Source organism: Amniculibacterium sp. G2-70, assembly GCF_014353055.1.
Lineage (GTDB): Bacteria > Bacteroidota > Bacteroidia > Flavobacteriales > Weeksellaceae > Amniculibacterium > Amniculibacterium aquaticum.
The window spans coordinates 1,052,046-1,074,714 of the sequence record NZ_CP060698.1 but is presented as its reverse complement, the minus strand read 5'-3'; the positions used below and the strand labels follow the sequence as shown (position 1 = coordinate 1,074,714).

20 protein-coding genes and 1 tRNA gene are annotated in these 22,669 nt (G+C 36.9%); 16 read left to right on the top strand and 5 right to left on the bottom strand.

Annotated elements, in window-relative coordinates:
- Positions 1–50 precede the first annotated feature (50 nt).
- Positions 51–803 (bottom strand): glycosyltransferase family 2 protein, encoded by a 753-nt coding sequence (locus tag H9Q20_RS04930; RefSeq protein WP_124639476.1) that lies wholly within the window; start codon positions 801–803, stop codon positions 51–53.
- A 127-nt stretch (positions 804–930) separates the two neighbouring features.
- Between H9Q20_RS04930 and H9Q20_RS04925 the strand changes: the two genes are divergently transcribed.
- The 13 genes from H9Q20_RS04925 (at position 931) to H9Q20_RS04865 (ending at position 14,704) form a co-directional block, all read left to right on the top strand.
- Positions 931–1,380, top strand: a complete 450-nt coding sequence (locus H9Q20_RS04925; RefSeq protein WP_124639478.1) for a lipocalin family protein — start codon at positions 931–933, stop codon at positions 1,378–1,380.
- Positions 1,381–1,546: 166 nt separating this feature from the next.
- Positions 1,547–2,755, top strand: a complete 1,209-nt coding sequence (locus tag H9Q20_RS04920) for a DUF1800 family protein (RefSeq protein WP_124639480.1) — start codon at positions 1,547–1,549, stop codon at positions 2,753–2,755.
- Between the two features lie 141 nt (positions 2,756–2,896).
- Positions 2,897–3,175 (top strand): hypothetical protein, encoded by a 279-nt coding sequence (locus H9Q20_RS04915; protein ID WP_124639482.1) that lies wholly within the window; start codon positions 2,897–2,899, stop codon positions 3,173–3,175.
- 2 nt (positions 3,176–3,177) lie between these two features.
- Positions 3,178–4,812, top strand: a complete 1,635-nt coding sequence (locus H9Q20_RS04910) for a DUF1501 domain-containing protein (RefSeq protein WP_187478418.1) — start codon at positions 3,178–3,180, stop codon at positions 4,810–4,812.
- 73 nt (positions 4,813–4,885) lie between these two features.
- Positions 4,886–7,744, top strand: coding sequence for a leucine--tRNA ligase (gene leuS / locus H9Q20_RS04905; RefSeq protein ID WP_187478417.1), 2,859 nt, complete (start codon positions 4,886–4,888; stop codon positions 7,742–7,744).
- A 253-nt stretch (positions 7,745–7,997) separates the two neighbouring features.
- Complete coding sequence (locus tag H9Q20_RS04900) at positions 7,998–8,861, top strand: MotA/TolQ/ExbB proton channel family protein (RefSeq protein WP_124639490.1); 864 nt, start codon at positions 7,998–8,000, stop codon at positions 8,859–8,861.
- 62 nt (positions 8,862–8,923) lie between these two features.
- The gene (locus H9Q20_RS04895; protein ID WP_124639492.1) at positions 8,924–9,529 is read left to right on the top strand and encodes an ExbD/TolR family protein; all 606 of its coding nucleotides are present in this window, start codon (positions 8,924–8,926) and stop codon (positions 9,527–9,529) included.
- A gap of 12 nt (positions 9,530–9,541) precedes the next feature.
- A complete protein-coding gene (locus tag H9Q20_RS04890; RefSeq protein ID WP_124639494.1) occupies positions 9,542–10,108 on the top strand; it encodes an ExbD/TolR family protein in 567 nt (188 codons plus the stop codon).
- 25 nt (positions 10,109–10,133) lie between these two features.
- Positions 10,134–10,955 (top strand): energy transducer TonB, encoded by an 822-nt coding sequence (locus H9Q20_RS04885; protein WP_187478416.1) that lies wholly within the window; start codon positions 10,134–10,136, stop codon positions 10,953–10,955.
- Between the two features lie 254 nt (positions 10,956–11,209).
- On the top strand, positions 11,210–12,076 hold the full coding sequence (locus tag H9Q20_RS04880) for a PstS family phosphate ABC transporter substrate-binding protein (RefSeq protein WP_124639500.1): 867 nt from the start codon (positions 11,210–11,212) through the stop codon (positions 12,074–12,076).
- 78 nt (positions 12,077–12,154) lie between these two features.
- On the top strand, positions 12,155–13,807 hold the full coding sequence (locus H9Q20_RS04875) for a tetratricopeptide repeat protein (RefSeq protein ID WP_187478415.1): 1,653 nt from the start codon (positions 12,155–12,157) through the stop codon (positions 13,805–13,807).
- A 65-nt stretch (positions 13,808–13,872) separates the two neighbouring features.
- On the top strand, positions 13,873–14,592 hold the full coding sequence (gene bshB1 / locus H9Q20_RS04870; protein ID WP_124639505.1) for a bacillithiol biosynthesis deacetylase BshB1: 720 nt from the start codon (positions 13,873–13,875) through the stop codon (positions 14,590–14,592).
- A 36-nt stretch (positions 14,593–14,628) separates the two neighbouring features.
- Positions 14,629–14,704: transfer RNA gene (locus H9Q20_RS04865), tRNA-His, on the top strand.
- Between the two features lie 113 nt (positions 14,705–14,817).
- On the opposite strand, the gene H9Q20_RS04860 is transcribed toward H9Q20_RS04865, so the two are convergent.
- Positions 14,818–15,153 (bottom strand): DUF3276 family protein, encoded by a 336-nt coding sequence (locus tag H9Q20_RS04860; protein ID WP_124639507.1) that lies wholly within the window; start codon positions 15,151–15,153, stop codon positions 14,818–14,820.
- A gap of 68 nt (positions 15,154–15,221) precedes the next feature.
- Entirely contained in the window at positions 15,222–16,901 is a 1,680-nt protein-coding gene (locus tag H9Q20_RS04855) for an ABC transporter ATP-binding protein (RefSeq protein ID WP_124639509.1), read from the bottom strand.
- A 265-nt stretch (positions 16,902–17,166) separates the two neighbouring features.
- On the opposite strand from H9Q20_RS04855, the gene nusB reads away from it, so the two are divergent.
- From nusB to yajC, 3 genes are read left to right on the top strand one after another with little or no spacing between them, the layout of a single operon-like run.
- The gene (nusB, locus tag H9Q20_RS04850; RefSeq protein WP_124639512.1) at positions 17,167–18,072 is read left to right on the top strand and encodes a transcription antitermination factor NusB; all 906 of its coding nucleotides are present in this window, start codon (positions 17,167–17,169) and stop codon (positions 18,070–18,072) included.
- Between the two features lie 24 nt (positions 18,073–18,096).
- Complete coding sequence (locus tag H9Q20_RS04845; protein WP_124639514.1) at positions 18,097–18,636, top strand: DUF1573 domain-containing protein; 540 nt, start codon at positions 18,097–18,099, stop codon at positions 18,634–18,636.
- 8 nt (positions 18,637–18,644) lie between these two features.
- Positions 18,645–18,962 carry a preprotein translocase subunit YajC gene (gene yajC / locus H9Q20_RS04840; RefSeq protein ID WP_124639516.1) on the top strand — a complete coding sequence of 106 codons (318 nt, stop codon included), beginning with the start codon at positions 18,645–18,647 and terminating at the stop codon, positions 18,960–18,962.
- Positions 18,963–19,088: 126 nt separating this feature from the next.
- Here the strand turns inward: yajC and H9Q20_RS04835 are convergent, their stop codons facing one another.
- Both H9Q20_RS04835 and H9Q20_RS04830 read right to left on the bottom strand, forming a co-directional pair.
- Complete coding sequence (locus H9Q20_RS04835) at positions 19,089–21,155, bottom strand: T9SS type B sorting domain-containing protein (RefSeq protein ID WP_187478414.1); 2,067 nt, start codon at positions 21,153–21,155, stop codon at positions 19,089–19,091.
- Between the two features lie 237 nt (positions 21,156–21,392).
- Entirely contained in the window at positions 21,393–22,628 is a 1,236-nt protein-coding gene (locus H9Q20_RS04830; RefSeq protein WP_187478413.1) for an MFS transporter, read from the bottom strand.
- Between the last annotated feature and the right edge of the window lie 41 nt (positions 22,629–22,669).

Sequence of the window (22,669 nt, the reverse complement as noted above, 5' to 3'; positions counted from 1 at the left end):
AAAAACGCTGAAATGTTATTTTCTGTAAAACTAAAAACGGGGTCTTGCTTTCAATTAAAAATTTTAGAGTACTTCATAAAGCCATTCAGGGCCCAGTTAGCGGTGTAATACATGGATTTTAGGGTAGAGAATTTCATGTGTTCTTTATAAACCAAATACTGATCCATCATGATGTTGGTTTTTTTTCTGGAAACACTGCTGGGGTGCATTCTGTATTTTGCTAAAGTCTTGTTTAGGGGTTTTCCTTCCGGGATTTCCTTCAACAAGTTCAGCCACATCACATGATCTTCTCTTTTGCTGCCTTTTGGAAAATAAAATTTGCCAACTCTTTCGCAATCGTACATAGAGCTGAGAAGGGACAATCTGCAGGTTTTAAGTAGATTTCCAAAAGTGACCACCGTGTCTGCTTGGAAATCTGCGAGATTGGGATTGAGGTTTTCATCACAACGAGCATAGCTGGTGTAGGCCAATTCGGTATTTTCGTTTTGCATAAAAGCGGTTATTTCCTCTAAAAAATGAGGCATCCAAAAGTCATCGGCATCTAAAAAGGTAATGTATTTTCCTGTTGCTTTTTCTAAGGCAAGATTTCTGGCATGTCCCGCGCCTCCATTTTCTTTGGATTCTATCAATTGAATTCTTGCATCTTGTGTAGCTTTTATAATTTGTACGGAATGATCCTTGGATCCGTCATCCGTGATGATCCATTCCCAATCTTTAAAGGTTTGAGAAAGAACAGAATCGATGGTTTCCTGCAAGAATTTTTCAGAATTGTAACAAGGGGTTATGATAGAAACTAAGGGCATCAGAGGCATTTTTGCAAATATAAAATAATAATTTCACAACGGTTGTCGTTAATATTTCATGCTTTTATGAAAATCATTGCCGATTTTATAAAAAAAATTAATAATTTTAGCCCGATAAAAATTTGATATGAAAAAACTAGCTTTATATTTTGGAGTTTTAATGCTGTCGGTAGCTGTTGGATGTAAGCAAGAAGCTGAAGAGTCTGTACAGTATTCTGTTGAAGGAACTTGGCAACCTTTTAAAATTGTAGAAACCACCGTAACCAATGGAGTTTCGGATTCTCAAATTTATAATTTTTCTGCTTGCCAGTTAGAGTCCAGATGGACATTTAACCCAGACAATACAGGAAACCAAATGACCAAAGACGAGGTAGGAACCAATTGCGATGTTATTTTGAACGATAACATTACCTACACCTACGATAATATAGCCAATGCATTGGTAATCACTCATCAAAACGGTGATGTAGAATACGGAAGAGTGATTTCTCAAAACGATACCAAGATGAATGTGGTTTTAGAAACCAATACCGGTACGGTGTATCATTCATTGACCTATTCATTTAATAAAAAATAATTTTTATTATCATAAAGACGAAAGCGACCAATATTTTGGTCGTTTTTTTTATTCTTTTCATTCAGCTTGATAAATAAAGTCATTTAGCGTTTATAATATCATTGAAATTAACAATAATGGTTAAATATATAAATTAAAAAGCTAAATTTGTGTAACAAAACACAAAATGATGAGCTTATCCAAGAAAACTACAGTTTTAGGATACAGTAATGCCTATCATTTATTACGGAGATCAACTTATAACATTACAAAAGCTAAGATACTTAGTTTTTCAACAATGACTCCAGATGATGCAGTTACTGTATTGTTTAATTTTACGCCTCCTAATCCACCAAGTCCCCTGAACAATAGTGGAGAGACAATTGTTCCGACCTACGATGCACCAACAATTACAGATAGTCAAAATACGACTTCCGGTAGTTTTGATTTGTTTTGGTGGATGTATCATGCCATGAAGGATCCCTCGATGCAGTACAAGATTATATACTTACTGCATTTATTTTTTGTAACCGATGATGGTGGAAATTACTGGACTAATTATGATTACAAAGAGTTGTTGAGGTTCTATTCTAGTGGAAGTTTGAAAGATTTGGCGATTAAAGTTACTACAGATCCTAGAATGCTTTCGTATCTTAATAACAATGTCAATAAGAAAAACAGTCCCAATCAGAACTACGCGCGTGAGTTTTTAGAATTGTTTACCATATTAAAAGGGCCTCAGGTCGATACAGGAAATTATACCAATTATACAGAGTTGGATGTGCAACAAGCAGCTAAAGTGTTAACTGGATTTACAAACAATAGCAATACATATAATAAAGTCAATCGATTATTAAATGTAGATCCTGTGACTCATTTGCCAAAAGGAGTGATTTCTACAACAAATCATGATACTGGAAATAAAACATTTAGTTCTGCCTTTAATAATGCGGTAATCACAGGTGCAAATACCGAAGCTGCCATCCAAACAGAAATGGAGACTTTTATTTCTATGGTCTTTGATCAGAATGAGACATCCAAAGCCTATTGCAGAAAACTATACCATTATTTTGTAGGTAGAGAAATTACCCCCGCGATAGAACAAGATATTATAGCACCTCTGTCGGTTATGTTGAAATCAAATAATTACAATATTTTACCGGTCATTAGAGAATTGTTGACAAGTTCTCATTTCTATGATGAAGACGACTCTATAATTGGCGATGAGGTTATAGGAGCATTGGTGAGAAGTCCTATGGAGATGTTTTTTCATATGTTTAGTTTGCTTCATCTTCAAACTCCTTTGTATGAGGTTAATCCTTCATCAATGCATTCTTTTTTAAGTGTTGTTTTTAGTTATAGTTATAATTCTGGTTTGCCTGTTTTTAGACCTTAATCGGTCAATGGATATGCGGGTTATTCTAGTAGTCCGCATTTTGATAAAAATTTTATTACAACATCTTCACTAAGAATCCGATACAATTATAGTATTGATTTTATTATTAATGGCTTAACATATAACGGATTTGTATTTAAATTGAATAATCCTGATTTTGTAAAGAATTCTGGTAATTTTTCAAACCCAGGAAATGTAGATGTATTGGTGTCTGAGTTTTGTGCTTTGTTGCATATCGAGATCCCACCTAGCGACCGTTTGCTTTATTTTAAAACTGTTTTCTTAAACGGTTTGAGTCCAACAAATTGGCTCAATGAATGGAATAATTATGTTAATACAGGAACTGCAACCAATGTTAAGATTCCATTAGATAGATTGGTGAAAGCCTTAATTAAATCTCCAGAATTTCAAATTTTTTAGCTATGGATCGTAAAGAATTTTTAAAAACAATGACTTTGGCGGGTATTGGTACACCTTTTTTATTGAATGGAATGCCGTCTAGGGTTATGAATCGCTTTGCTGATTTTAGCATCAGTTGCGATGAAGTGAATGAACGATCTTTGGTAATCTTGAGATTGGCCGGAGCTAACGATGGTTTGAATACAGTAATTCCCATTAGTCAGTACGATACTTACGCGAATCTAAGACCCAATATTAAAATTGCCAATACGGGTGCAGGGGGTTATATTAGTTTGGACTCAACGGTGAGTCAAGAGAAGTTGGTGGGTTTAAATCCAAGTATGACTGGGTTTAAGTCTTTGTACGATTCAGGAAAATTAACTTTATTCAACGGTGTAGGATATCCGAACCCAAACTACTCTCATTTTCGTTCCGAAAATTTGATGTTCTCGGGTAAAGATGGGGCTAATAATCAAGATTTGTTTGATGGGATTTTTGGACGATATCTTGGTGCATTGAATCCTGGTCTAGGTGGTAATCCAACAGTGCTTAATCCTGATCCTTTAGCCATGCAGTTTGGTAATCTTAATCCTTGTCTATTTTATGAGCATGCTGTGGAAAAAAGCATTGAGTATAATGCAACGGGATTTCAAAATACATTGTTTAATAGTCTAAAAAGTGCTAATGCTCAGCAACTTGTTTCACCTTCAGAGTATAATGATTTATTGAATTATGTAAAAGGAGTAGCTGCAAGTATGGACAGTTATTACAACCGTGTAATGTCTGTTTTTAATGCCGGAAACAACTCTACGGTAACCTATCCAAACTCAAGTCTTGGAAAGCAATTGAAAACAGTAGCAAGGTTAATAAAAGGTGGTAGTAAAACCAAAATATTCCAAGTTAATATAACAGGATTTGATACCCATGTGAATCAAGTTCAAACCGGAAGTACGAATCTGGGAAGTCATGCTAATTTACTAGGTGATATATCCAATTCAATATTGGCTTTTCAATCCGATCTTGAGAATTTGGGATTGGTAAATCGTGTGTTAACGGTGACATTCAGTGAGTTTGGAAGACAGGTGAGGGAAAATGCAAGCCTTGGAACCGACCATGGAGATCTCGCTCCATTTTTTGTTGTCGGGAACAACATCTCTAGTGGTATAAGAGGGGATCATCCCGTTTTCACGAATTCAACAAATTATTATTATAATCAAAGTCAAAGACGATTTGATTATCGACAGATTTTTGCTTCTATTATTCAAGACTGGTTGGGAGCAGATTCGGGCTTGATGGATACTGTTGACTTGCAAAGTTTTGTTACGCCATCTCAAAAAGTGGAGATTGTAGTACCCAACAAGTCGGCTAATGTAGTTTGTGCTGCATCTCTTTTTACTGAAGAAAAAGCGTCAATTAAAAAAATGAAAATTTATCCAAATCCCGCAGATATTTTTATAACCCTTGATTTTGGCCTTGAAGATTGTGTGAAATCACATATTCAAATTTTTGATTCTTCTGGAAGACAAATTCTAGAACTTCATAATTCTGAACAGGTTTTTAGAATACCTATAGAAAATTTTAAAAATGGACTTTATGTGTTAACGGTATTGTGTGAAAATGGTAAACGATTTTCTGAGAAGTTCCTTGTAAAACATTGATATTTATTGATGTGATAATTCTTAAAAAGTTTCATCTAAAAAATCTTAAATTTGTAGCTCAAAAATATTAACAATGTTCTATAATCATCAGCAGATCGAAAAAAAATGGCAGCAAATTTGGGAAGAAAAACAAACTTTCAAAACCGATAGCAAAAGCAATAAAGCAAAGTACTATGTTCTGGATATGTTTCCTTATCCATCCGGAGCAGGTCTGCATGTAGGGCATCCGTTAGGATATATTGCCTCCGATATTTATGCAAGGTTCAAAAGACATCAGGGATTTAATGTTTTACATCCTGTGGGTTACGATTCTTTTGGTCTTCCCGCGGAGCAATATGCTATACAAACAGGGCAACATCCGGCAGTTACAACGGAGCAAAATATCAATCGATACGAAGTGCAGCTTCGTCGTCTTGGCTTTTCTTTCGATTGGTCCAAAGAACTTAGAACTTCCGATTCTTCATATTATAAATGGACTCAGTGGATTTTTATAGAGCTTTTCCATTCTTGGTACAACAAATCAACCGATAGGGCAGAGTCAATTGAAACTTTAATTGAGCATTTTGAAAAATTTGGAACTAAAAATCTGAACGCCTATCAAACCGAAGATTTGGATTTTGATGCATCCGAATGGAGTGCAGCGACTGACATGGACAAGCAAGATATCTTGCTCAACTATCGTTTGGCTTTCCGTGCAGAAACCACCGTGAATTGGTGTCCAGAATTGGGAACGGTTTTGGCAAACGATGAGGTGAAAGACGGGAAGTCTGAAAGGGGTGGTTATCCAGTTTTTCAGAAAAAAATGATGCAGTGGAGCATGAGAATTACCGCCTATTCTGAGCGTTTATTGCAAGGACTTCAGACCCTAGATTGGCCACAACCCTTGAAAGATGCACAAGAATATTGGATCGGTAAATCTCAAGGAGCTTCTGTGAAATTCTTAATAGATGGATTCTCAATAGAAAATGATTTAGAAGCCAACAACCAACAACCAATTTTCGACAACTTTATAGAAGTGTTCACAACAAGGCCGGATACCATTTTCGGTGCGACATTCATGGTTTTGGCTCCTGAACATCCATTGGTTGAGAAAATTACATCTGCTGATCAAAAAATAGAAGTAGAAAAGTATATTGCAGAAACTTCCAAAAAATCCGAAAGAGATCGTATGGCCGATGTAAAAACCGTTTCTGGTGCTTTCACAGGAAGTTATGCCATCAACCCTTTTACGGAAAAGAAAATTCCAATTTACATCTCGGATTATGTATTGATGGGCTACGGGACAGGAGCGGTTATGGCGGTTCCTGCACACGACGAGAGGGATCATCGTTTTGCGAAAAAATTCAGTTTGCCCATTTTGAAAGTAGTCGATACGGAAGTGGATGTGCTGGAAGAAGCATTTGATTCTAAAGACAGCACTTGCGTAAATTCAGATTTCTTAAACGGGTTGAAGTACGATGAAGCGAAAGAGAAAATGATATTAGAAATAGAAAACAGGAATCTTGGAAAAAGAACAGTAAATTACAAACAAAGAGATGCGATCTTCTCCAGACAAAGGTATTGGGGAGAGCCTGTACCGGTATATTTTAAAGACGGTATGCCGTACACTTTGCCAACTTCTGCTTTGCCATTGGAGTTGCCGGAAGTGGAAAAATATTTGCCAACACAGGATGGAGATCCACCTTTGGGAAATGCAAAAAAATACGCTTGGGACGAAACGAATAATAAAATTGTAGATATCGATTTGATCGATGAAAAAACGGTTTATCCTTTAGAATTGTCCACCATGCCGGGATGGGCAGGGAGTTCTTGGTATTTCTTGAGATACATGGATTCTCAAAATTCCGAAGCTTTTTGCAATAAAGAATTTTCTGATTATTGGGGACAGGTCGATTTGTATATTGGCGGTAGCGAACATGCTACGGGACATCTACTTTATTCTAGATTTTGGAACATGTTCCTAAAAGACAGAGGGTACATTAACCAGGAAGAACCGTTCAAGAAACTCATCAATCAAGGGATGATTTTGGGAATGTCAGCTTTTGTTTATAGAATAGAGGGTACCCAAAAATTTGTTTCTAAAAATTTGGCGAAAGAATACCAAACACAAAAAATCCATGTCGATGTATCGTTGTTAAAAGGGACATCGGATGAGTTGGATACCGAAGCATTTAAAAGTTGGAGAAAAGAATTTGAAAACGCAGAATTTATATTAGAAGACGGAAAATACATCACCGAAAGAGAGGTCGAGAAAATGTCCAAATCCAAATACAATGTGGTGAATCCCGATGATATTTGTGAAGAATACGGCGCCGACTGTCTTCGTCTGTACGAAATGTTTCTGGGTCCATTGGAGCAAAGCAAACCGTGGAATACCCAAGGCTTAACCGGCGTTTACGGTTTCTTGAAAAAATTCTATAACCTTTATTTTGATGGTGATGTTTTCTCGGTGTCCGATGAAGAGCCTACAAAGGAAGAATACAAGATTTTGCATCAATTGATAAAGAAATTTACATACGACATCGAGAATTTTTCGTTTAATACCTCAGTTTCTCAGTTTATGATTGCAGTGAATGAATTGCAAAAGCTGAAATGTAATAAAAAGAAAATCCTTGAAGCTCTGGCAGTTATCGTTTCGCCTTATGCACCGCATGTTTGTGAAGAGCTTTGGCAACAATTAGGGCACGATAATTGTATAGAATTTCAAACTTTTCCAGAATTTAATGAGGATTATTTAAAAGAATCCGATTTTGATTATCCGGTTAGCATCAACGGTAAAGTGAAAATAAAATTGAGTCTTTCAACCGATTTAGATGCTAAAGCCATCGAGGAAATAGTAAAACAAGAAGAGAAAATAGTACAGCTTTTAGACGGGAAATCGTATAAAAAATTAATAATTGTACCTAAAAAGATTATTAATATAGTCGTATAGTGTAGTTTTTAATCTAAAATCAACATTAAATGATTGTTTGGTAAAGTATAGGTTTTTCATTATTATGTTAAAAGAACTTAAAATTTTGGTTAAAGTATATAATTTTATCAATTATTTTTAAGGAAAATACAATGCTTGTACCGGTTTTGTTTTTGTAAAAAATGTTAAGATTTGTTCAAAGTCTTGCATGAAAGAAAAATTTAACTTTATTTTACGCTCTCAAATTTTTAAAAACAATATAATTTAGTTTAATATGGAAATGAATGTTTCAAACACAGACGAGCAATTAGTTGCTAAAAAAGCAGGAGGTCTTAACCCAGCTTTCATTATCCCGGTTATCCTAGGGGTAGGGATTTTAATTTATTTATTCGTGCTTGGTGCACCGGGTAACTTTAAAGATGCAGATAAATTAGGTTCTGGATCCGTAGCTTTTTCAGATGTAGAAGGTAAAGACATTCATCCGGATGGTTTCCTAGGTATCATCTATAAAGGTGGGGTAATTGTACCGGTTTTGATTACTTTCTTGATTACAGTAATCGTGTTCTCTTTCGAAAGAGCTTTGGTGTTGAGCAAAGCAGCAGGTAAAGGAAACTTGGATAACTTCGTGTTGAAAGTAAGAAACTTGTTGAATAGCAACAAAGTAGATGCTGCAATCGAAGAGTGCGACGGTCAAGAAGGATCGGTTGGTAATGTTGTAAAAGAAGGTCTTACAACTTACAAAGCATTGTCTAAAGACAACAACCTGAATAAAGAACAAAAAATGGTTGCATTGAACAAAGCAATCGAAGAAGCTACAACTCTAGAAATGCCAATGTTGGAAAAGAACATGATGATTCTTTCAACTTTAGGTACTGTTGCAACATTGGTAGCACTATTAGGAACCGTAATCGGGATGATCAAGGCGTTCTTCGCTTTAGGTTCTGGTGGTGGTACTCCGGATGCAGCTGCTCTATCTACAGGTATCTCCGAAGCCTTGATTAACACAGCTTTGGGTATTGGTACTTCTGCAGTAGCGATCATTTTGTACAACTATTTTACTTCTAAAATCGACGGATTAACTTATAAAATCGATGAGATTTCTATGAGTATCCAACAATCTTTCGCTGAATTCCACTAAGAATTAGGCAAGATTATTGCAATAAGATTTTATAGAAGTTTAATTTAAAATATTTGTAACAAATGGCGAAAGTCAAACCAAAAAGACATGGTGTATTAGTAGACATGACCGCAATGACCGATGTTGCGTTCCTACTACTTACATTCTTTATCTTGACTACCCAGTTCAAAAAACCGGATGTCGAGCAGATTAAACCGCCATCTTCCATATCGGAAAAATTATTGCCAGATACGAGTCTGATGACCATTAACGCTACACCAGATGGGAAATTTTATTTCCAACCGGTAGAAAATGCTTCAGAAAGACTTCAGCTGTTGGACAATATGGGACAGAAGTACGGACTTACCTTCAACAATGAAGAAAAAGCCGCTTTCCAAAAAGTTCAAGCGATTGGCGTTCCGATGTCACAATTGAAAGGCTATCTTGATTTGTCAGGAGATGAGCAAAAGAATTTTAAAAGTCCAACCGGAATTCCGATGGACAGTACGCATAAAGAATTGATCGACTGGGTACAACAAAGTTTAGCCGTTAATCCCGATTATAAATTGGCGATTAAAGGCGATGTAAACACAAAGTATCCAAAAATCAAAAATTTATTCGAAGGTTTAAGAGATATCGAGTTTCTTAAATTCTGGCTGATAACATCACAAGAAAGTAAACCACAATAACCACAAGTAGAAATGGCAGAAGTACAAGTACAAGAAAAAGGTGGAAAAGGCGGCAAAGTCCGTTCTAAGAAGCAGAGTACAAGGGTAGACATGACTCCGATGGTGGATTTGGGTTTCCTTTTGATTACATTCTTCATGTTTACCACAACTTTTAGTAAACCGAATGTATTAGATCTTGGTCTTCCGGCAAAACCGAAAAAAGACCAAAAAGCTCCAGATACGGAGATTAAACTTTCTAACTCCATCTCCATTATTATTGGAAAGGACAATCGTGTATTTTGGCATCAACAAGACAATACCTCTCTTACCGATGCTAACCTTCACGAAACCACTTTCGATAGAGAAGGAATTAGAAAAGTAGTAGAGCAAGCAAAAGCCAATGCGGCAGATCAAAAAATGTTTACAGTGATCATCAAGCCAACGGACGATGCAGTATTTAAAAACTTTGTTGACTTACTGGATGAAATGGCCATCACCAAGAACGAACAATACGGGGTAACCGATATTAAGCCTTGGGAAAAAGCGATTTATGATAAGAAAGTAGGTGCGGCAGCTCCAGCAGCTCCCACAACCAAGTAATCATTAATTTTTAATTAATATTAAAATGGCTAACGAGTATAACATAGACGAAATTGTTTTTGAACACAGAAATAAGGAATACGGAGCTTATGATCTAAGAACGACCTATCCTAAAATCTTGACAAAAGCTTTCTTAATAGGAACTTCTCTGTTTGCGATAGTTGCATTTTCTCCTTTGATCTACATCACCATCAAGAATTTAACAAAACCTGCAAAGGTTGAGGTTAAAGCGGATATGATGAACATCATACAAGAAGATAAAATTATTGAGCAACCAGAAGAAAAAGCACCGCCACCACCGCCACCACCAAAAGTAGAACCTCCAAAACAAGAGGTAATACAAAATGTGGTTCCGGAACCGAAAAAGGCACCAAAAGTGGAAACACCACCTCCACCGATTACCAAACAGTTAGAAACTACTACAGGTTTGCAAAATCAGGAAGGGGTGAAGACTCCAACTTATGCACCACCACCAGCACCACCTTCAACAGGTAAAGGTAATACCGTAGAGGTAAAACCTCAGGTGAGTGATACCCAAGTTTATTCTGAAGTTGAACAGTTGGCAGAATTCCCAGGAGGTATTAACTCTTTTAGAACCAAGGTGAATAACAATTTCGATACTTCCGTAATGGATGGTGATGAAGGAACTTTGAAAACCGAAATTACTTTCGTAGTAGAAAGAGATGGTAGTATTACCGATGTGAAAGCGTCTGGGTCTAATAAAACCTTCAACGAAGAAGCAATCAGAACGGTGAAAAGTATTAAAAACAAATGGACACCGGCAAAAATTAACGGTCAATCGGTAAGATACCGTTTCCGTATGCCACTTACCATGATGTTTGAATAATTTTCATTACCAAACTTTAACAAAGAGAAGTCTTTTAGGCTTCTCTTTTTTTTGTATTTTTGCTTTTATGTTCAATTGGTTATCATTAGTCACCGGATTTTTTTATGTCGTTTTAGGCATAGTTGTTATCGTTTATAAATTTCTAATCGTTACATTAGAACCCAATATCGCTTATGCGATGGGCAGTTTGTTAATTGTTTATGGCGTGTTTAGGATGTATCGTGCAGTGCGAGGTATTAAAGAAAACAAGAGCAATGACTAGATTTTTATTCGTAAGTTTATTTTTCCTTTTTTTTTCATGTAAGAAAAAGGAAGAGTCCAAGACTCCCTCGTACCATAAAGGCAGCATGACCATCTTGACGGACGATGCATACAAGTCTGTTGTAGAAGCATTGGCAGACGGTTATGAAACGCATTATCCAGAAACAAAAATTACGGTGCAATCTGAAAAAGAAGATTTGGCTTTGCTCAGTCTGTTGCAAGGTAAGGTAAAGATAATTGCCATGTCCAGAGATCTTTCCCCTGAAGAGAAAAAAGAATACGAAAGAATTATAGAGCTTAAATATCAACCGGCCAAATTCGCTGCAGATGCTGTGGTTTTTATCGTATCCAAAGACTCGCCCCTTCAGAAGATTTCTTATGATGAAATTAAAAACGGCTTGAACTCGGACAAAAAACCTTTTGTATTTGACGGAGCCAATTCTGGGAACATTAATTTCGTAGCTCAGAAAATAGGAGCTCAACAAAAAGATTTGAAGTTTTCAGTAATCACAGGAAATAAAAATGTAGCCGACCAAATCCAAAAATACCCAGATCGAATCGGTGTTATCGGTCTAAACACTTTCAGCAGAGAGTATAACAAGGAGGCCATACGATTAAGAGAAGAGTTTAAAATTCTACCGGTAGAATATCAAGGGAAAACCTATTTTCCAGACATCAACAATCTGAAAAACATGTCTTATCCATTCACCAGGGTTCTCTATTTCTTGGCCAACGAAGGCAATTTTAACCTTGCCAATGGCATTATTCGTTTCTCGTGTACCCAGCTGGGACAGATGATTGTAGAAAAAGAAGGACTACAGCCCTATAATATTTACAAAAGAGAAGTGCAAATGCGCTAATTTTTAATCTAAATTTAATATTTTGGTCTGATTATTGAGGACTATTTTAATAACTTATTAAACATAAATCTTTATAAAATGAATAGTACAAAAAAACTTGTTCTTGGTGTTGCAGTAGGCTTTTTGTCTAATATGGCTTTCGCACAGTCGCTTCAAGAAGGTATTAATTATATCGATGCCAATAAATATGCTTTGGCTAAAAAGAATTTTGAAGATATGATTGCCAAATCTCCTTCAGCCGATAATTATTTTTATTTGGGAAATACTTTTTTGAGTCAAAATGAACCAAATTTTGATCAAGCTCACGAATTTTTTAATAAAGGTTTAGCTGTTGATAAGAGATCTTATCTTAACAAAATCGGTTTGGCATCTGTAAAGTTGGGCAAAGGTGATAAGTCTGCAGTTGCAGAAATCCAAGCTGTTGTCGCAGATTCTAGAGAAAAAGATCCTGAGGTTTTATACAGAGCCGGTGAAGCATTAACTTTATTTGAAAAGAATAATTCTCCTGAATTGGCAATCGATTACTTGGTAAAAGCCATTGATAAAGCAACCAAAAATGGGGTGCCTGCACATTATTACTACACTTTGGGCGACGCCTATCGTTTGAAAAGAGATCCGGGATCTGCCATGACGGCTTATGACAAAGCATCTGTTGTAGCCAAAAATAAAGCATCTGTGTTTACCAGAATGGGAACACTTTGGATGGCAGCACAACAATGGCCGCAAGCGATTGAAAAAATTAATGCCGCAATTGCTGTTGATCCATCGTATGCGCCAGCTTACAAGGCAAAAGCGAGTTACGATATTCGTTATCAAAAAAATGAATTGGCAACACAAGACTTGATCAACTATTCTAAATATGCCGATGAAGATCCGTACACACAATTGGAAATTGCTAAATTGTATTTTACAAACGACGATTTTGCTAATTCTAAAGCGACTTTAAATAAGGTTTTTGATAAAGTAGATGACCCGATTAAATATAAACTAAAAGCATATCTGGATTATCAGGCAGACAACAACTATGCTGCAGCTAAAGCTAATTTGGATAAATTTATGTCAACGGTAAAAGAGAAGAATAGAATCTTACCTGCAGATCAAGGATTGATGGGGCTTATCATGGCTGGACTTGCGCAGTCCGAAAAGGATGCCGCGCTTAAGAGCCAACTCATTGCTGAGGCGACACAAAAAATTGCTATCGCTAATGCTGCGAAAGACACCACAATGGACTGGAGTGCAGAAATGGCAAAAATTCAAAGTGGAGGAGGCATCTCTGAAGAAGCGGTGAATGCAGGACCTACCAACCCAACAATTGAAGGTCTGAAAGCAAAAGTAAAAGCCAATCCAAAAGACGCTGATGCTTTGGTAAAATTGGGAACAGCTTATACAGAAGCCAAAAACTGGAGCGGAGCAGTAGTTACTTGGGACAAAATGATTTCCTTGGCTCCGGATTGGGTGTACTCTTATTACGCAAAAGGATCTGCTTATCAGCAATTGGGCAACAACGATATGGCTGAAAATTCTTATCAAAAATTCATTGATATGGTGTTGAAAAAGCCTCAAGCAGAGCAAGATCAGAATAAAGACTCTCTATCCTATGCGTATTATTTAGTCGCTTATTTCAATCAAACTAAAGATTTGGCAAAAGCGAAAGAGTATGCCGCAAAAGCAGTTCAGTTGAATCCTACATTTGAAGATGCTGTGAACTTCAACAAACAAATTAATAAATAATTCGAAAAATATTCTTTGTCAAGGCACTTGTCTTGACAAAGTTTTTTATAATGAAATTAAGTACCATGAAAGTTGATATATTGGCTTTTGGAGCCCATCCTGACGATGTAGAGTTGGGTTGTGGCGGAACATTGGCAAAGTTGATAAAAGAAGGAAAAAAAGTGGTTATTGTGGACTTAACTCGTGGTGAGTTGGGTACGCGTGGGACTGCCGAAACAAGACGAGGAGAAGCGCAATTGGCCGCCGAAATATTGGGAATTGTCGGAAGAGAAAATCTTGAAATGAAAGACGGTTTTTTGGTCAATTCTGAAGAATACCAAATGAAGATCGTAGAGATGGTGAGAAAGTATCAGCCTGAAATTGTTTTTTCCAATTCAATTGATGATCGACATCCGGATCATGCCAAAGCGTGTAAACTGGTTTCTGATGCGTGTTTTTTATCGGGTTTGGTGAAGATAGAAACAAAATCACAAGGCCAGATTCAAAATGCTTGGCGACCAAAGCAAATCTATAATTATATACAATGGAAGTCCGTAACTCCGGATTTCGTAATTGATATTTCGGATAGTATGGATCAAAAAATAAAAGCGTGTTTGGCGTATTCCACACAGTTTTATAATCCCGAATCCAACGAACCTCTTACTCCCATTGCAACAAAAGACTTTTTAGAGAGCCTAACTTACCGCGCTCAGGATCTTGGTAGGTTGTCGGGAGTGGCTTATGCTGAGGGTTTTACCACAGAAAAACTTATGGCATTGAAAAATTTTGATGGAATTGTTTTGTAGTTTAAAACAATTTCTTATATTTGCACCACTGAAAACGGTGATTGTAGCTCAGTTGGTTAGAGCGTCGGATTGTGGTTCCGAAGGTCGTGGGTTCGAGACCCATCATTCACCCTATAAGCATCCATTTTTGGATGCTTTTTTTTTGTTTTATAATGAAGAATGTGTGCAATAAAAAACCACTTGCACAAAATGGTGAAGTGGTTTATGTTGTTGGTAGAAGTTGTATTAAACTTCGTCTTGACTTTCTATGGTATAGGTCTTACTTTTATAGTCCTTTTCATGTCTTTCAGAAATTACATCTTCGCCTTTTTGGCTGATGATATAATCGGTAGATTCATTGAATAAGTCCTGAAAGTTTTTGAAATCTTCTTTGTAAAGATAGATTTTGTGTTTTTCAAATGTAGCCTCTCCACTGTCATTAAAGTTTTTTTTACTTTCGGTAATGGTTAGGTAATAATCTCCTGCTTTAGTCTCGCGTACATCAAAGAAATAAGTTCTTCTTCCTGCCTTCAACACCTTGGTGAAAATTTCATTCTCTTGGCGTTCCTTATAATCACTCATCGTTATTGTTTTAATACTTATCTAACAAATATAATGGATTTCTTTGAACTGCAAAATATTTTTTTTATTTAATCGTTATCTAAACTTGTGTTTTGTATTGATTTTTTTAATTTACTGAGGTTCAGTATTTTATTTGCGTACTTGGTGCTGGATTTACGATGTGAGATAATTATCGAGGTCTTTTTTTCCAATTCAGACTCAATGTTTTGTAATATATTTTCTTCAGTTTCTGTATCCAATGCCGAAAGAGCATCGTCAAAAAGTAATATTGCAGGTTCTTTTATAAAAGCTCTGGCTATGCATATCCTTTGTTTTTGGCCACCTGAGAGCATGCCCCCTCTTTCACCAACCTTGGTGTTGTATTGGTCTTTAAAGTGGATGATGTTTTTATGAACATCTGCTTTTTTAGCATATTCTACAACTTTTTCAGAATCCGGATGGTCAATTGGGAAACCTATATTGTTGGCAATGGTGTCGGAGAACAAGAAACTTTCTTGTGGGATGTAACCGATGTGTTTTCTGTAAAGATCCAGGTTGTGTTCTCTCAGGTCTTTACCATCGATTAAAATTTGACCGGAACTCGGGTCTATTAATCGACACAATAAAAGTGCAATGGTCGTTTTGCCGCTGCCGGTTTTTCCCATTATGGCAAGACTTTCGCCAGCATTTACTTTGAAACTAAGGTTGGAGATCGCTTCAATGCCTGTGTTGGGGTAGGTGTAGGATACATTTCTAAATTCGATATCACCCGTAATCGGGTATATTTCATTGTTTTTATTTACGATTTCTGGTTTTTTGTCTAGAAATTCATTGATTCTTTGCATGGCGGCTTCTGCTCTTTGGTTTACAGAAGTTACCCAACCCACCATGGAGAAAGGCCAAATGAGGATATTGACATACATAAAGAAATCCACAATGGCACCTACTTTCAATTCTCCAGAAATGTATTTTTCGCCCCCGATGTACAAGATTACAACATTCAACAATCCGATAACAAAAAGGATAATGGTATAGAAATAGGCTTCGACACTTGCCAGGTCAAGAGCTTTTTTCTGGTATTCGGCAACTTTTTCACCGTAGTTTTTTTCAATGTAATTTTCTTTCGCAAAAAATTTAATAACACGGATACCTGAAAAACTATCTTGGACAAAGGTAGAAATGGCAGCCTGACTTTTCTGTACGATTTTGGATTTTCTGTTGATGATGGAGCTTACTTTGTAAATGGCATAGGACAGAATGGGGAGTGGTACCAAAGTCCAAAGCATGATGGCAACATTGGTTTTCATCATATAAATTGCTGTGATGATGACCAAGATGATCAAATTAACTACATACATAACCCCCGGTCCCAAATACATTCTCACGGCAACAACATCTTCGCTTAACCGGTTCATCAGGTCGCCAATGGTGGTGTTTTTATATTCGGTGAACGATAAGGTTTGGTAGTGGTTGTAGATTTTATTTTTCAGTTCATATTCTATTCTTCTGGAGCTCACGATGATGGTTTGTCGCATCATAAAAGTGAAAACTCCGGTAAGTATTGAAGATCCAATGATGATGGCCACATTCGTAAGGACGGTGGTATTGGTTCCGTTGAGTAAATTTTTGGATAATTCATCAACCGATTTTCCAATAAACTGTACTTTGTAAATGTTGAAGAAATTACTGGCAACAATAAATAAGAATCCCCAAAACAACATGACTCTGTGTTTCCAGAAATAGGGATTCAAAGTTTTTAATGCGTTCATTTTTTATTGTAAAAAGAAGATTTTCAGGTTTAAATTTTGGGTATTGATCAAAAATTTTGTCATGCAAAAGTAAGGATATTATCTGTGTTTTTAATCGTATTTTGGGCGAATTGATGGAATCAATAACACGGTTTGTAACTTGTATTACGGGGTTTCCGTTCTTTTCTTAAAGCTTTTTTTTCGTCTTAAAGTAAAGATCCATGAAATCGTTGTTTAAAATTAAAATAAAAATTTGTTATCTTTGCACCCACTAAAAGCTCTTTGAATGTTAGGAAGACGACAAATCCGCGAAAAGGTAGTAGAGACACTATACTCCTACCACCAAAACCCAATTAAATTTGAGGCACTGGAAAGACAAATGTTCTCCGGTATCGAAAAAATTTATCATTTGTACATTTATCAGCTCAATTTCTTGATTGCTTTGAAAGATATGGCTGAAAGACAAATTGAGATTGGTAAAAATAAATTTATCAAGACCGATCATGAGCTTAATCCTAATCAAAAATTTATCCGAAACCAAGTTCTTATCAAGTTGGATGAGAATGTAGAGAGACGCAGTTTTACTTCAAAATATAAAGAATTGAAGTGGGACATGCACGATGAACTCTTGGTGAAAACTTTCCAAAGGATGACTGCTGGAAAAAGATACCAAGATTTTATGAAAGAAGATGGGATCAGTTTTGTAGAAGATCAAAAATTCATAGGCAAACTGTTCCTGAGGTATGTTGCGGAAAATGAAGATTTCCATGCCAGATTGGAGGATAAAGAAATTGGTTGGGCAGATGATTTTCATATTGCCAATTCCATGGTTCAGAAAACCCTTGGGTTCATGAAGGAAGACGGGCCAAACGATACCCTAATCCGAATGATAAAGGACGAAGAGGATAGACAATTTGCAACCAAACTTCTAAAAGAAACCCTGAACAATTGGGAAGAAACCGAGAAAAAACTTCAAGAAAGATTGCAAAACTGGGATCTGGAAAGGGTTTCTCTAATGGATAAGCTTATTCTTATCGCCGCCATTTCCGAGTTGGATCATTTCCCATTCACCCCATCCCGAGTGATTATTAACGAATATATTGAGATTGCAAAAGTATTTGCTACCGAAAAATCCAATATTTTTGTAAACGGTATTTTGGATAAATACATCAAAGATCTGAATAGAAATTAATCCAATTTGAACTAAAATAATATTATGAAAAACAAATTTTTTGCTTCTGTTATTTTTACATCTCTCGCTTTGGTAGGGTGTAAAGAAGAAAAAAAAGAAGTGGCAACGGAAGTTTCTCCTGAAACTGAAGTGGTGGATCATCAGCTGGAGTTGAAACCGGAATTGGCAGCTAAATCTGCAGAAATGCCACAGGAAGAAAGTCCTGTGTATAAACCGGAAGATTTGGCAAAGGATGTCAAAGATAAGCCCATCACCAATTTGGTGCTTTCTGAAAGCAATTTTAATTTTGGAAAAATTACCAAAGGACAAGTGGTTGAACATACTTATGAAGTGACCAATACAGGGAAAAATCCTTTGATAATTGCTCATGTAAAACCGGCTTGCGGCTGTACAGCACCGGACTATACCAAAGAGCCCATTTTACCTGGAAAAAAAGGTAAGATTACTTTAAAATTCGATTCTGCACAATTTGACGGAATGGTGCAAAAGCAAGCTGAAGTCTATGCCAATGTAAATGCTGTGCCTATTTTGTTAACTTTCACAGCAGATATTCAACCTAAATAATACAGAGTATGATTACGATATTACAAGCACAAGGTAGCAATACAACCATGATTTTGATGATGGTGGTGATGTTTGCGGGTTTTTATTTCCTAATGATTCGTCCACAAGTGCGTAAGCAAAATCAAGAAAAGAAATTTCAAGAAAATCTAAAAGTCGGACAACGAGTAGTCACAACATCAGGGATGCACGCCAGAATCGCTCAAATCGCAGAAGACGGTGTGGTCTTGGAAACACTTTCTGGTAAATTGAAATTCGAAAAGTCAGCTATTTCTAGAGAATACACTCAGGCAAGATTCCCAGAAGGAACTGAAGAAAAGAAATCATAATTATCTTGTATAATGTTAAAGCATCCATCTTTTTCAAAAGCTGGATGCTTTTTTTAGACCTATGAAAGCATAAAAAAAATCGGCTGCAAATTTTTGCAACCGATTTTTTGTACTTGTAGCTTTGGTTTAATCTCGGTTTTTAACCATGATCCAACCGCTGAATTTTATTGGAGTTTTGTTGGCGTCTTTTTCCTTCCAAGTGATGACATACCAATAAGTGCCTGTTGACAATTTACGACCGCCAAGTTTTCCGTCCCATTGGTAGTTGTTGTTTTTGTTGGCTTGGTGCAATACGCTTCCGTATCGGTCAAATACCGTGAATGTAAGATCGTCTTTCATGGAAAGTGCAGAGTAATCCACAACATCATTTACACCATCATCATTTGGAGTGATTAGGTTGATGATGTTCGGTACAGTAACTTCAGTGATGATGGGTTCGCAATTGCTCTCGTCTTTTACATAGATTTTCGTAACACCCCTTGGTACTGCTGTGAAAACATTGGAGTCTTGCCAAGTGATATTGTCCAATGAATATTTATAAGGTGCTTTGCCTCCATATACCGTTACGGCAAGGGTTCCGTTTCCAATTTCAACATTGGTAATGGATGGGACATCAACCGGTAGAATTTTTACCTTTTGTAAGGTTTCGCAACCGTCTTTGGTTAGCTTTACCCAATAATCTCCAACTCCAACATTGGAAATACTCGGCGTGGTCTCTCCTGTGCTCCATAGATATTCTAGATAACCGGGACCGGCATCCAAAGTCGTAGTTTTTTCGGTACAAATAACCTGATCCTTCAAGATTGGAGATGGATCCGGAGGCGTAACTTCCAGAGTAATCTTTGCGATATTATAACATCCTTGATTGGTAATTAATTTAACAAAAACAACACCGTTAGGAGCGTTATATGCAGTAGGATTTAGGATTTCATTGGTTTCGTTTACAGCATCAGTTGGTGATGGATAATATTTTTTTACAATACCCGCAGTACCGGTAACATTGGCTTGGGTTAAGTTGAATATTCCGTTAGACGGTAGGTTTTCCAAATGACACATTTTCATGGTTTGGTCATTTTTAATTGCCAATGGATGAAATTTTAAAGTGATTTTTGCAATGCTGGTACAGCCAAAAGGACTTGTAGCTTTTACAAATACTTCACCTTCGGCAGAGGTGTACAAAAATGGATTTGCAATCTCTATTCCTGCATTTAGTTCGGCCATGCTGGCGTAATATTTCTTGACAACCGCTGGGTCGTTGTTGACATTAGCAGTTGTCAGATCGTAAGAGGCAACTCCAACATCGTTACTGCTGCATTCGGTGAGTACCGCATCCATGGTGGTGATGGCTCTTTGGTCAAAAGTGATGGTGCCAAATTGCTTACACTTGCTCAGTACTCCATTGTTTGGGTTGTTGGGGTCGGTAAAATAAATGGCATAAATATAGGTTGCCGCTGTATTTACATTGACCATACCTATGATAGGATTGTTTCCTGTAAGAGCATCGTTGTTGGAAAGATGGTAGCTAACATGGAAGTTAGGGTTTCCATTGATGATGCCGTCAGTAAGTGTGCTGAAATCAAATTGTGCAGGGTTGGTACAGATGACTACTTCTCCATCTTGATTAGGTCCTGGAGCGATGAATGGGTTGGGTTGAAGTTGTTGATTAAATGGGTTAGAAAGGATTGCAGTTCCTCCCCAAGTTAGGACAAAACCGTTTGCATTTTGGGAGAAGTTGTCCACAACTAAATAATAAGTTTGTCCCGGAAGTACATCTAAGTATCTGCAGTATCCCGTACCGCCAGCGGGATCGGTTAGGTTGGCTGCGGTTAAGCTAAGTCCGGTATTGTATAGGCCGTTGTTGCTGGGTGGTGCATCATAAGAACATCGGATAGGTGCTCCTAGATTACCGCATGGTTTGTTGGGACCATAAACTGCCCAGTCGTAATCGGCATTTCCGTTTGGTACAATTTCAAAAGTTAAAGTTCCGGCGGTAGCAGCAGTAAAAGTGTACCAAACGGAATAGTGTTCGTCTGAAGATAAGCAACCGCCCAAGTCTTCTAAAATCTGACCTGGTCCAGTTGGAGTGTACGAAATCTGAGAATTTCCACAAGCTGGTAAAGCAGAGCCGCAATCGGACTGCGCCCAGAGTATTTGTGATATTGTTAGTAGTAAAGGAAATAGAATTTTTTTCATGTTAATAAAATATCAACAAAACTATAAATAAATCGTTGTTGATACAAGGATTTTTTTGTTAATATTTTATATGTTTCTATCTCTTTTTGATGAATTGTCCTGAAGCTGTCGTTGTTTTCTTTTACAGACTGTTTTAGTTTTGATTGTTTTTGTTTAACCCAATAAGTATAATGATGAAAAATGTGAAAAAAATTAATTTAGGAGTCGGCTTTTTTTTCAAAGAAAATTAAACGGACTCTAATACTGCATTTTTCTGAGTTTTGAATTGGTGAGACCAACAATACTAACTACTGCAACGGTCATTATACCACCAAACACAACGGATCTCACTACACCCAAAAGTTTTGCGGCAACTCCACTTTCAAATTGTCCCATCTCGTTACTGCTCATAATGAAGATGGAGTTGGTGCTCAGTACTCTGCCACGGATGTGATCTGGTGTTTTTAATTGAACAATGGTCCCACGAATGACTACCGAAATGCCATCCAACATACCACTTAGCACCAAGAATCCAAACGAAAGCCAATACCATTTGGAAAGACCAAACCCGATGATGCACAGTCCAAAACCAGTAACAACCGCCAATAATATTTTTCCTTGATTCTTTTTTAGAGGGAAGAAGGAAAGCGTTATGATCACGCACATGGACCCAATGTCCGAAGCAGCGTTCAGGATTCCAAATCCCTCAGCACCTACTTTTAAAATGTCGCTCGCAAATACCGGAATCATGGCGACAGCTCCACCAAACAAGACCGCAAACATATCCAAGCAAAGTGCGCCTAATATTTCTTTGGTTTTGTAGATGTAGGAAATTCCTGTTTTTATACTTTCAAAGACTTCTGGTCTCTCGTTTTTGTATTCAGAATGTTGTGGGTTTAGTTGCCAGAACATTAGTGAAGCAAATAAAATAAGACTGACAATAATAACTAAAGTCCGGTCTATGCCTATAAAAGCAATTAAGAAACCTCCCAATGCATGTCCCATTACCGATGAACTTAAGAAAGTTGCTTGGTTAAGTGTTACTGCTCCGGCAAGTTTTTCTTTGCCAACAATTTTTGGAATCATCGACGGAACGATGGGACCTAAAAAAGCTCTGGCGATTCCCGTGAAAAAGATGACTCCATAAATAAAGTAGGTAATCTGATGCCCTGACATGTCCAATTTGTGACCTAAAAATGCGGGTATTAACAGCAGGCCGATCAACAATACATAAGCATAATTGCAGATTAAAAGCAATCGTTTTTTTTCATTCATATCTATGACATGTCCTGCAAACAGGGCGCAACTCACAGCGGGTATCACTTCCGACAATCCGATAAGACCAATGGAAAATGGGTCTTTGGTAAGCTGATAGACCCACCATCCCAACAAAGTGGCAAGCATTCTAAAAGCAAGGATAATTAAAAATCTTCCGGTTAATAAATTTCTAAATTCAACAATAGAAAGGGTTTGTAGTGGGGATGTTTTTGACATGTTACAAAAATAAAATATTTTAATGGTCTAAGATTGAATTT

Bases quoted from the DNA above. Each gene is read 5' to 3' on its own strand.
- H9Q20_RS04930 (WP_124639476.1), bottom strand. From the start codon at position 803: ATGCCCTTAGTTTCTATCATAACCCCTTGTTACAATTCTGAAAAATTC.
- H9Q20_RS04925 (WP_124639478.1), top strand. From the start codon at position 931: ATGAAAAAACTAGCTTTATATTTTGGAGTTTTAATGCTGTCGGTAGCT.
- H9Q20_RS04920 (WP_124639480.1), top strand. From the start codon at position 1,547: ATGATGAGCTTATCCAAGAAAACTACAGTTTTAGGATACAGTAATGCC.
- H9Q20_RS04910 (WP_187478418.1), top strand. From the start codon at position 3,178: ATGGATCGTAAAGAATTTTTAAAAACAATGACTTTGGCGGGTATTGGT.
- leuS (WP_187478417.1), top strand. From the start codon at position 4,886: ATGTTCTATAATCATCAGCAGATCGAAAAAAAATGGCAGCAAATTTGG.
- H9Q20_RS04900 (WP_124639490.1), top strand. From the start codon at position 7,998: ATGGAAATGAATGTTTCAAACACAGACGAGCAATTAGTTGCTAAAAAA.
- H9Q20_RS04895 (WP_124639492.1), top strand. From the start codon at position 8,924: ATGGCGAAAGTCAAACCAAAAAGACATGGTGTATTAGTAGACATGACC.
- H9Q20_RS04890 (WP_124639494.1), top strand. From the start codon at position 9,542: ATGGCAGAAGTACAAGTACAAGAAAAAGGTGGAAAAGGCGGCAAAGTC.
- H9Q20_RS04885 (WP_187478416.1), top strand. From the start codon at position 10,134: ATGGCTAACGAGTATAACATAGACGAAATTGTTTTTGAACACAGAAAT.
- H9Q20_RS04880 (WP_124639500.1), top strand. From the start codon at position 11,210: ATGACTAGATTTTTATTCGTAAGTTTATTTTTCCTTTTTTTTTCATGT.
- H9Q20_RS04875 (WP_187478415.1), top strand. From the start codon at position 12,155: ATGAATAGTACAAAAAAACTTGTTCTTGGTGTTGCAGTAGGCTTTTTG.
- bshB1 (WP_124639505.1), top strand. From the start codon at position 13,873: ATGAAAGTTGATATATTGGCTTTTGGAGCCCATCCTGACGATGTAGAG.
- H9Q20_RS04860 (WP_124639507.1), bottom strand. From the start codon at position 15,153: ATGAGTGATTATAAGGAACGCCAAGAGAATGAAATTTTCACCAAGGTG.
- H9Q20_RS04855 (WP_124639509.1), bottom strand. From the start codon at position 16,901: ATGAACGCATTAAAAACTTTGAATCCCTATTTCTGGAAACACAGAGTC.
- nusB (WP_124639512.1), top strand. From the start codon at position 17,167: ATGTTAGGAAGACGACAAATCCGCGAAAAGGTAGTAGAGACACTATAC.
- H9Q20_RS04845 (WP_124639514.1), top strand. From the start codon at position 18,097: ATGAAAAACAAATTTTTTGCTTCTGTTATTTTTACATCTCTCGCTTTG.
- yajC (WP_124639516.1), top strand. From the start codon at position 18,645: ATGATTACGATATTACAAGCACAAGGTAGCAATACAACCATGATTTTG.
- H9Q20_RS04835 (WP_187478414.1), bottom strand. From the start codon at position 21,155: ATGAAAAAAATTCTATTTCCTTTACTACTAACAATATCACAAATACTC.
- H9Q20_RS04830 (WP_187478413.1), bottom strand. From the start codon at position 22,628: ATGTCAAAAACATCCCCACTACAAACCCTTTCTATTGTTGAATTTAGA.